This window comes from Mesorhizobium sp. Root102 (assembly GCF_001425625.1).
Lineage (GTDB): Bacteria > Pseudomonadota > Alphaproteobacteria > Rhizobiales > Rhizobiaceae > Mesorhizobium.
This window is the reverse complement of sequence record NZ_LMCP01000003.1, coordinates 199,315-209,086: the sequence shown is the minus strand read 5'-3', so window position 1 is coordinate 209,086 and position 9,772 is coordinate 199,315. Positions and strand designations below refer to the sequence as shown.

Sequence of the window (9,772 nt, the reverse complement as noted above, 5' to 3'; positions counted from 1 at the left end):
CCGATGTTTGTGGCGATTCACATCGACCACGTTCTCACATCCCGACAGGAGCAGCCGCCCTCAGTTAGGCTCGACCGAGACCCCAATCACCCCATCTGTTGAAAAACTGTTTTGTTCACGGAACGTATCGGAATCAAACCCGGCACAGGTCAGAGTCAAAACGGGTATCTCTGAGACTTCTTCAACAACTTGCTAGGCCCAGCCGGACAGTTCGCGCCGCACCATTGCCTCGATCACCGCCATGCCTTCGGCGCTGTCGTTGAGGCAAGGGATATGGGCGAAGTTCTTGCCGCCGGCATGATGGAAGGTTTCGGCCGCTTCGCGGCCAATCTCGTCCAGCGTCTCGATGCAGTCGACGGAAAAACCGGGATTGACGATTGCGATCGACTTCACCCCGCCCTGCGCGAGTTTCTCGACCGTCTTGTCGGTGTAGGGCTGCAGCCATTCCTGGGCGCCGAAGCGCGACTGAAAGGTGATGATCAGTTTCTTGTCATCCCAGCCAAGCCGTTCGCGCAACAATCGCGTCGTCTTCTGGCAGTGGCAATGATAGGGATCGCCCTTCTCGAAATAGGGCTTTGGAATGCCGTGATAGGAGGTGATGACCACCTCCGGTTCGAAATCCAGCGTCGCGAGATTCTGCTCGATCGAACGTGCCAGCGCTTCGATGTAGACCGGTTCGTCATAGTAGGGCGGCACGCTGCGGATGGCCGGGGCGCGGCGCATCTTCATCAAGGCGCGAAACAGCTGATCGTTGGCGGTTGCCGTGGTGGTCGCCGAATATTGCGGATAGAGTGGGAACGAAAGAATGCGGTCGCAACCCTGGGCGACCAGGCCTTTGGCGACGCTTTCGGTCGAAGGGTTGCCATAGCGCATCGCCCAGTCGACGACGACATCAGGCAGGTCGCGCAGTGCTTCGGCCAGTTTTTCGCCTTGTGCGCGGGTATAGGTGCGCAAAGGCGACTCGTTCTTCTCCCGGTTCCAGATGCGGGCGTAGTTGGCGCCCGACTTCTTCGGCCGCGTGGTGAGCACCAGGCCATAGAGGATCGGATACCAGATCGCCCTGTTGAGCTCGATGACGCGCGGATCGGACAGGAATTCACGCAGATACCGCCACATCGGCTTGAAGTCGGTGCCGTCAGGCGTGCCGAGATTGACCAGCATGACGCCGATCTTGCCAGCCTTGACCGGCGGATGTCCGGCGGGCAACGGGCCGAGCGCCTTCGCGGCCTTGGCGTCGACAGGGGTGGAAAGCGTCATAGAAGTTCTCCTGACACCACGCGAAACCAGCGATGTCGCGGCGAAACTAGCGATGCGGCGCCAGTTTTCAATGCCGCGTCTGGCCGCACCTTACCCGGAAAACAGAAAACCCGCCCGGTTTCCTGGACGGTGTTCTGGTCGCAGACGCGAAGCGAGGTTATTTCGGCGGGATGGTCAGCGTTGCGCCGACCGGAAGCCGGCGCGGCTCGTAGCCCTTGTTGGCCTCTGAGATCACCTTCCATTTGGTGCCGTCGCCATAGGCCTTCTTGGCCAAGTCCCAATAGGTATCGCCGGCGACGATCACATGGCTGGCTTCGGTCGGCGAGGGCTCGGCTGGTTTTGCCGGCTCGGCAGGTGCTGGCGCAGGAGCCGGGACAGCTTCAACCGGTTTTGCGGGTTCAGCCGGTGCCGGCGCGGCCGGCGGTGCCTCTGTGGATACGGCCGGCGGTGTGTTGGCGATATCGCCCGAGTTGGCCGGCAATTCAGGCATTGCCGGCGCTGTATCGGCGGGCTTGGCGGCTTCAGCTGGTGCCGGAGTTGCCGGCGCAGCGGGCGCCGCGGCGACGGTCGCTGCGATTTCAGTGATGCGGCCGTCGAGCTTCGGCGTGTAGGGCCGGTGGGCGCCGAGGTAGTCGGCAACCACCTGTTCGAGACCCGGACCGTAGTCGTAGGCGTTCTTCGCCTTGTCGGCGAAGACCTTGTAGCCGTCGCCGCCTTGGCGGACATAATTGTTGGTGGCGACCAGATAGTCCTTGTCCGGGTTGAGCGGCGTCCAGGCGCCGCCTTCCATGACCTGCACCGACTTGACGCGGCCGGCGTTGGGCGCGACGGATTTGTCGAAGGAATATTTCAGGCCGGCGACCTGCGGGAAGCGTCCGGCGCCGTCCTCGACCTGGCTGAGGCCGCTCTCGAGGCCAGCCACCAGGTCCTTGCCGGAAATCTGGAAGGTTGCCAGCGTGTTCTGGAACGGCAGCACGGTCAGCACCTCGCCCATGGTGACGGTGCCCTTGTCGATCGAGGCGCGCAGGCCGCCGCCATTGGAGATGACGATCTCGACGCCCTGTCCCTTGACGCGGTCGAGGATGGCGTCGGAGACGAGGTTGCCCATCGCGCATTCCCGGGTGCGGCAGCTCTCGCGGCTGCCGTCGATCACGTCGGAGGTTTCCGCCACTTCCTTGTTCTTCAGCGCCTCGATCGGCGCACCAAGCTCCTTGATGCGGGCGAGCACTGCCGGATCGGGCGTGATCGACTTGTCGAGATAGATCGGGTCGCCGCTGCCCGATTTGACGACGCCATTGTCGTCGAACACCACCTTGAATTCGCCGAGATATTTCGAATAGGACGCCGCCTGCACGACCGGCACCTTGTAGCCGCCCGGGTTGTCGACCATCGTCGGGTAGGGGCCTTCAGCCTTGGGGTCGGTGTTCGACAGCAGCGAATGACTGTGGCCGCCGACGACGACATCGATGCCCGGGATCTTGGCAATGACGTCGCGCTCGCGCTTGTAGCCGATATGGGTCACGGCGATGATCTTGTTGACGCCTTCGCCCTTCAGCTTCTCGACTTCAGCGGTGATCGACTTGACGTCGTCCTCGATTGTGACGTTGGGGCCGGGGGAGGCGAGTTCCGGCGTGTCGTTGGTGATCGCGCCGATGATGCCGATCTTCTGGCCGCCGACCTCGACGACGATCGACGGCTTGACGCGGTCGCCGAGCTTGGATTGCGCGTTGGCCTTCACATTGGCGCCCAGCACCGGGAACTTGATCATGTCGAGGAACGGTGCCAAGGCCACTTCGCCGTCGTCGAATTCATGGTTGCCGAGCGCCATGGCGTCGAACTTCATTTCGTTGAGGAATTCGCCTTCGACCTTGCCCTTGTAAGTGGTGTAGAACAGCGAGCCTTGGAAATTGTCGCCGGCGCTGAGCAGCAGCACGTTCTGGCCTTCCAGCTTCTTGCGCTCCTGGGCGATCGCGGTGATCAGCCGGCCCGCGCCGCCGATGCACTCGCCCTTGGTCTCCTCGTCAGCCGAGCAGGTCGATTCATATTTGTTGTTGCCCTCGATGCGGCTGTGCCAGTCGTTGATATGCAGGATGTTCAGCGTGTAGTCGGCAAAGGATGCGCCGGCCGACAGACCGAGGGTTGAGGCGGACAGGGCGGCAATGGCAGCAAGCTTCTTCATCTTCGTCTCCCGGAAAGCTGATCAGAGGCCTTTAACGCTCTTGCTTGACTGGAACATAACAGTCGGCGCTTTGGCCATGTTCCCATCGCGTTCCGGATGACGCAAGCGGAAATCCGAGAACCTTTGCCGGCATAAAAAAGGACGGCGGCCAGTCGGCCGCCGTCCTTGGGGAAGCGAATGCTCGCTGGGTCAGGCGCGCCGTGTCAGCACGAAATTCTGGCCGCTGGAGCTGGTACAGTTGAGCTGGCTTGTCGAAACCATCAGGCAGTTGAAGCTAACCGCGGTCTGGCGGATCAGCGACGTGCCGTTGATCTGCACCGATGTGGCGCCGGTCATCGTGTAGCTGCCATCGGCAAGCTTCTGACCGGTGTCGGTGGCGACGGTTGTGAAGGTGCCGCCGGCGAAGGTCGACAGGCCGGTGCCCTTGGCGTCGATCCAGGAACCCTCGACGCCTTTCGGCGCCGCTGCCATCGGCGGCTCATTCGGGCCACTGGTCGTACAAGCAGCAAGCCCGGCCAAGGTTGCCGCCGCTACGCTCATCGAAAGAACTTTGCGCGCAATGTTGTTCATATGAAAATCCTCTCCTCAGTCCGCATCCCTTCAATCGCCCGATTTCCGGGCGATTGCAAGGCAGTGAGGCATGTAGGCGGGGCCGCTATCGGACGAGGATGTTGCGGAACTGCCACGGGTCGTTGCGGTCGAGGTCTTCCGGGAACAGGCCGGGGCGGTTATCGAGCGGCGTCCAGTCGGTATAGTAGCCCTTGACCGGCCCGAGATATTGGGACTGCACTTCCAGGCAGCGCCTGTAATCCATCTCGTCGGCCTCGACGATGCCGGCCTCGGGATTTTCCAGCGCCCAGACCATGCCCGAGAGCACAGCCGAGGTGACCTGCATGCCGGTGGCGTTCTGGTAGGGCGCCAGCTTGCGCGCCTCAGCGAGCGACAGCTGCGAGCCGTACCAGTAGGCGTTCTTGTCATGGCCGTAGAGCAGCACGCCCAGTTCATCGACGCCGTCGACCAACTCGTTCTCGTCGAGCACGTGGTGCACCGGCTGAGGCTTGCCGGCGGCGCCAAACATCTCGTCCAGGGACAGCACCGCATCGTTGCAGGGATGGTAGGCATAATGGCAGGTCGGGCGGTAGTGCACCTTGCCCTTCTTGGAGCGCACGGTGAAGAAGTCGGCGATCGAGATCGCCTCGTTGTGCGTGACCAGGAAGCCGTACTGCGCGCCGGGCGTCGGGCACCATGAGCGCACGCGCGTGTTGGCGCCGGGCTGCTCCAGATAGATGGCGGCGTTCGAACCGTGCTTGTGCTTCTTGGCGTTCTTGGGCATCCACGTCTCATGCGTGCCCCACCCGAGTTCGGCGGGCTGCAGACCCTCGGAGATGAAACCCTCGACCGACCAGGTGTTCCAGAACACCTCCATCGGCTTCGGTTTCTTGGCGCGCTGGGTGTCGCGTTCGGCGATGTGGATACCCTTGACGCCAGCCTTCTTCATCAGCTTGGCCCAGCCCTCGCGGTCTTCCTGCGCCGGCTCCGAAAACTCGAGGCCAAGATCGGTGGCGAGGTTGACCAGCGCCTGCTTGACGAACCACGAGACCATGCCGGGATTGGCGCCGCAGGTGGAGACCGCGGTCACACCACCGGGCTTGTCGTGCTTTTCCTTGAGCAGCGACTCGCGCAGCGCGTAGTTGGTGCGGCTGGCGTTGTCAGCCTTGGCGTCGAAATAGAAGCCGAGCCATGGTTCGACGACGGTGTCGATGTAGAGCACGCCGAGCTTGCGGCAGAGCCGCATCAGATCCACCGAGCCGGTATCGACCGATAGGTTGATGCAAAAACCCTGGCCGCCGCCATTGCTCAGAAGCGGCGTCAAGAGCTTCTTGAAGTTCTTCTCGGTCACCGCTTCCTGGACGAAGGCGATGCCGCGCTCGTCGAGCAGCTTGCGGTCGGTGTCGCGCGGGTCGATGACCGTCATGCGCGACTTGTCGAACTTGAAATGGCGTTCGATCAGCGGCAGCGTTCCCCGGCCGATCGAACCGAAGCCGATCATCACGACAGGGCCGGTGATTTCACCGTAAACGGGCCAGTTTTCATTCGCCATTTTATCGAGCACTCCTTCAAAACCCAGGAAACTGGGAAAACACGCGCAAAACCGGGGATTTTTGCCCGGCGGCCATGCGCTACATCACAGATCATTGTCATAAACCAGCGAAAAGCGCCAACCAGCGGTCAGCCGTCATTGGCCATGTGGTTAAGGACCGACATCAGCCGGTCGCGGTCTGATGTCAGGCCCTTGTAGTCGAGCTGGGCGAGATCGAGTGCTCCGAGCTGGGCGGCGAAAGACACCGCCAGCGTTGCCCGATCCGGGTGCCGGGCGAGTACGGCGAGAGGGTCGAGATGGATGCGGATGGTGAACAGGATATCGCGTGTAACAGGCAGTTTCCGCAGGGTTTGCCGCTCGACGCGGATGAAGGCATGGGCATCGATGTCGCCATCGGGAAAGCGCGATGGCCGGTTGGTGGCGCGGTCGATGCGCTGCAGGTCGGAGAGCGGATGGTAGAGCGCGTTATCAGACTGGATCGACCAGTTGTAGCGCTCGACGGCCTGCCCCTGGAGGCCATCGAACATCCGGTTGATCAGCTCGGCCGGACGCGTGCCCGGACCGAAACCCGGCACCGGCCCGTGGATGTCCTGCAGCGGCTTGCTGAACTTTTCCAGGAGCGACCAGGACGAGGGAAAGCAAAGCGAGCCGGCGACCAGCCGCCAGCCGCTGTCGCTGCGGCGCATCAGGATCAGGTCCTCCTGGACCAGCAGCGAGGCGGTGACAAGCGGGGCGTCGCCGAGACAGGAAGGGATGGCCGGATGGTTCGCGGCGCCCACCGCCTCGATACTCGCGGCGGTGCGCCGATAGGTGTCGGGAAATCTCTCCAGCAGATGCGCACCGAGCAAGTCGAGCACTTCCTGCTGGGCGTCCCGGGTGCCGTCCTCCTCGACGAAAACCCGCTCGGGGATTTCCCCATAGAGCCGGTGCTTTTCGGCGAGATACGGCAGCAAATGGTCGTCGACCTCGATCCAGTCCGCCGGATCGAGCGGCTTCAGCCCGATGCTGAAGAGTTTCGACGAGCCGTCATAGGGCGTGTGGGTGGGCAGCGCCTCGGCCAAGCTCATGCTTCCTTGAAATCGTCGAGTTCGGCGGCGGTCATCCTCGCCAGGAATTCGGTGACATCATAGTCTGCCACGCCTGCCTTGGCGAAAGGGTCGGCGGCCAGCCTGGCGTCGAGCACGTCACGCGGGCATTGCGCGATGATGATGCCGCCGGTTCGCGGTCTCTTCGGGCCGGAGACGACGAAGATGCCGTCCGCATAGCAGGCCTTCAGCCACTCGACATGCGCCGCCTGGAGCTTGTCGATCTCGGTCAGCGGCACCTTGTAGTTCAGCGAAACGACGAACATTGGCTTCTCTCAGGTCAGTTTGGCCGGGATCAGTCCGCGCAGCGAATTGCCGACGAACAGCGCCCTGGCGGATTTCAAATCGTCCAAGCTGTAGATCGCTTCGCGAGCGCGGCCTTCATCCAGAAGCTCGGCCCGCAATACGCCAGGCAGCAGGCCGCAGTCGAACCGCGGCGTCGCCAGCATGCCGTCGCCAAGATCGGCGAAGATATTGGTGATCGTGCCTTCGCAGATCTCGCCACGCTCATTGGCCAGGATCACCTCGTCGGCCTGGGTGATGAGATATTCGGCGCGGGCATGCGTGTAGACCTGTCGCCGGCTGGTCTTGTGGCGCAGCAGCGTGTTGCTCGAATCGAGCCTTGTCCGTGCCAGCCGCAGCAGCCAGACCCTGTCGGCGGCGAGCGGTTCATACGGCTGTGCCGAGGCTGTCACCTCGCCGTCGTGCGACAGGACGAGGCGCGTGCGCATGGCAATGCCGGAACCGCTGACCGCGCCGCTGAGCGCCTCGCCGACCTTGCCTGGATCATAGCGGAAGCCGAGCTCCGCCGCCGAGCCATAGAGGCGCGCGAGATGGCGATCGAAGCGCAGGAAGCCCGAGCCGGGTTCCCAGCGCATGGTCTCGATCAGCTGGAAATTGGCGGTGTTCCCGTCGCGAAGCGCGCTTTCAGCAGACACTCCTGATACTCCTCCTGCGCCGTCGAATCGAAGACGACGCCGCCACCGACATTGTAGATGGCCTCGCCGCCGGAAAAGAGCGAGATGGTGCGGATCGCCACGGAAAAGCGCATCGTGCCGCCAGGTGCAATCCAGCCGATGGCGCCGCAATAGGCGTCGCGGGGCGTGCCTTCCAGATCGCGCAGGATTTCCATGGCGCGGATCTTTGGCGCGCCGGTTATCGAGCCGCACGGAAACAGCGCCGCGAATATCTGGCGGATCGAAAGACCCGGCAGCAGTTTTGCCCTGACGTCGCTTACCATCTGGTGGACCGTCGGATAGGTCTCGATGCGGAACAGCGCCGGCACGTCCAGCGTGCCGACCTCGCTGATCAGCGAGATATCGTTGCGCAGGAGATCGACGATCATGCGGTTTTCGGCCTGGTTCTTCTCGTCATTGCGCAGGAAGATCTTCTGCCGCTCGTCTTCGGCCTTGGTCGCGCCGCGCGACGCCGTGCCCTTCATCGGATGCGTCTCGATCATGCCCTCGGTGTCAATCTCGAAGAACAGTTCAGGCGAACGCGACAGCACGATGGGCTCGCCGAGTGCAACGAGCGCGCCATATTTCACCGGCTGGCGTTCGGTCAGCGCATCGAAGGCGGCCAGCGGGTCGCCCGACCATTGCGCATGCACCGGAAAGGTCAGATTGCCCTGGTAGCAATTGCCATGCCTGATGTGCTGGTGCAGCCGCGAGAACCGCTTCTCATAGTCCTTGGGCGACCACGCCGCGCGGGCGTCGAAGATCGGACCATTGGTCGCCGCTGAGTTGCGGGGCGGCACCGCCTCTTCGACCGGCGCATCGAAAACCCCAAGGCACACGAGTGGAGCGCGGCGCCCGCCCGGCAGCAAGGGGACGAGCTTCGGTTCGAACAGATAACCCGCCTCATAGGAGAAATAACCGGCCAGCCATTTGCCGGCGTCGTGCGCGGCTTGCGCTGCCGCTAGTGCAGGCAGGAAATCCCTTGCCTCATGCGCCACGATGACATCGGCCGGCCGGTCGAAAACGAGCTGGCGCGCGCTTTCGTCGTTGCGGAAAATGGCGGCGGGCAGGGACATGGGTACCGGATGCTGCGGTCAATGAAGCCATTGACCGCTCTATATGGGGGCCCGCTCGTGCGCAATCGAGGGAACGGCACGCTGCCACTCAAAGCCGACCTTTGGGCCGACCTTTGGGTCGACTCCGGGCCAACCCAGGGGCCAAAAGCAAACGGCGGCACCATATTGACGCCGCCGTTTGCAATCTTCAACTCTTGCCTGGCGATCAGGTGTTGCTGGCGGTTCCCGCGGTCGGAAACTGCTTGGCGAATTCCTTCTCGTTGCCGGCGGCGAGCAGCTTGGCCTGCTCGATCCAGCGTTCACGTGCGATGCGGCCGTCGAAATTCATCACGTCCTCGATCCGCTTGATGTCAGCGGCTGTCCAGCCGGCGATCTGGGCGAAGCTGGTGACGCCTTGCGCCTTGAGCAGCTTTTCGTTGACCGGCCCAATGCCGATCAGCCGGCGCAGATTGTCGGGCTTGCCGGGTGCTGGCTTGGCCGTTGCCGGTACAGCTTTCTTGGCTGGTGCTGCCTTTGGCGCGGTTGAACTCTTGGCCGCCGAGGTCGTGGCCGCGGGCTTGCTCGCTGCGGCGGGTTTCGGCGCTGCCGGCTTTGGCGCCGCCGGTTTCGCAGCCGTCGGCTTTGCAGGGGCGGCCTTCGCGGCGGCCGGTTTGGCTGGTGCCGGCTTTACGGGTGCGGATTTGGCCGTCGCGGGTGTCGACATCAGGGCCGAGGGGGCAGCCTTTGTCGTGGCGCTGGCGGCGGGGGTTGCCTGTGCCTCGCGCAGCCGGCGCTCTAGGTCGGCGCGGGTCTTGCCACATGCATCGAGTTCGCCAGTTAGCCGGTCGCTGTCGGCGCGCAGCCTGTCGCGTTCGCTGCGTGTGCGGTCTACGTCGCCGCGCAAGCTGTCGAGCTCACCGCGCAGACGGCCCCAGAGAAACCAGCCCACCAATACGCCTACCAGGAACGCCAGGAGCATGTAGAAAAAAGTGCCCATTGTCTCTCTCCAGTCAGATCCGTCTGCCGCGGCATGGGTCCATGACCCTCGGCGGAGGACTACTCGATGGTGGTTCCGCGGTTCGCAGAACAGCCGGCTTCGGTGGAGCTGTCGGCGATCGGCTTTGCTTGCCCATGGCCAA

9 protein-coding genes are annotated in these 9,772 nt (G+C 63.2%); all 9 read right to left on the bottom strand.

Annotated elements, in window-relative coordinates:
• Positions 1-192 precede the first annotated feature (192 nt).
• Positions 193-1,257, bottom strand: a complete 1,065-nt coding sequence (gene hemH, locus ASD12_RS05620; RefSeq protein WP_056582727.1) for a ferrochelatase — start codon at positions 1,255-1,257, stop codon at positions 193-195.
• A 157-nt stretch (positions 1,258-1,414) separates the two neighbouring features.
• Complete coding sequence (locus ASD12_RS05615; protein WP_056582725.1) at positions 1,415-3,436, bottom strand: bifunctional UDP-sugar hydrolase/5'-nucleotidase; 2,022 nt, start codon at positions 3,434-3,436, stop codon at positions 1,415-1,417.
• Positions 3,437-3,625: 189 nt separating this feature from the next.
• Positions 3,626-4,006: a hypothetical protein gene (locus ASD12_RS05610; RefSeq protein WP_056582723.1), complete on the bottom strand. Its 381-nt coding sequence runs from the start codon at positions 4,004-4,006 to the stop codon at positions 3,626-3,628.
• 85 nt (positions 4,007-4,091) lie between these two features.
• Positions 4,092-5,537 carry a homospermidine synthase gene (locus ASD12_RS05605; protein WP_056582721.1) on the bottom strand — a complete coding sequence of 482 codons (1,446 nt, stop codon included), beginning with the start codon at positions 5,535-5,537 and terminating at the stop codon, positions 4,092-4,094.
• Positions 5,538-5,665: 128 nt separating this feature from the next.
• Entirely contained in the window at positions 5,666-6,604 is a 939-nt protein-coding gene (locus ASD12_RS05600; RefSeq protein WP_056582719.1) for a DUF3445 domain-containing protein, read from the bottom strand.
• Positions 6,601-6,888, bottom strand: coding sequence for a YciI family protein (locus ASD12_RS05595; RefSeq protein ID WP_056582717.1), 288 nt, complete (start codon positions 6,886-6,888; stop codon positions 6,601-6,603). Before ASD12_RS05595 ends, ASD12_RS05600 begins: the two co-directional genes overlap by 4 nt.
• A 9-nt stretch (positions 6,889-6,897) precedes the next feature.
• Positions 6,898-7,560, bottom strand: coding sequence for an aminotransferase class IV family protein (locus ASD12_RS05590; RefSeq protein WP_056582754.1), 663 nt, complete (start codon positions 7,558-7,560; stop codon positions 6,898-6,900).
• A complete protein-coding gene (locus tag ASD12_RS05585; RefSeq protein ID WP_056582716.1) occupies positions 7,509-8,654 on the bottom strand; it encodes an aminodeoxychorismate synthase component I in 1,146 nt (381 codons plus the stop codon). The genes ASD12_RS05590 and ASD12_RS05585 overlap by 52 nt, the downstream gene beginning before the upstream one ends.
• 205 nt (positions 8,655-8,859) lie before the next feature.
• On the bottom strand, positions 8,860-9,630 hold the full coding sequence (locus tag ASD12_RS05580) for an NADH dehydrogenase (RefSeq protein ID WP_056582714.1): 771 nt from the start codon (positions 9,628-9,630) through the stop codon (positions 8,860-8,862).
• Positions 9,631-9,772: the final 142 nt, after the last annotated feature.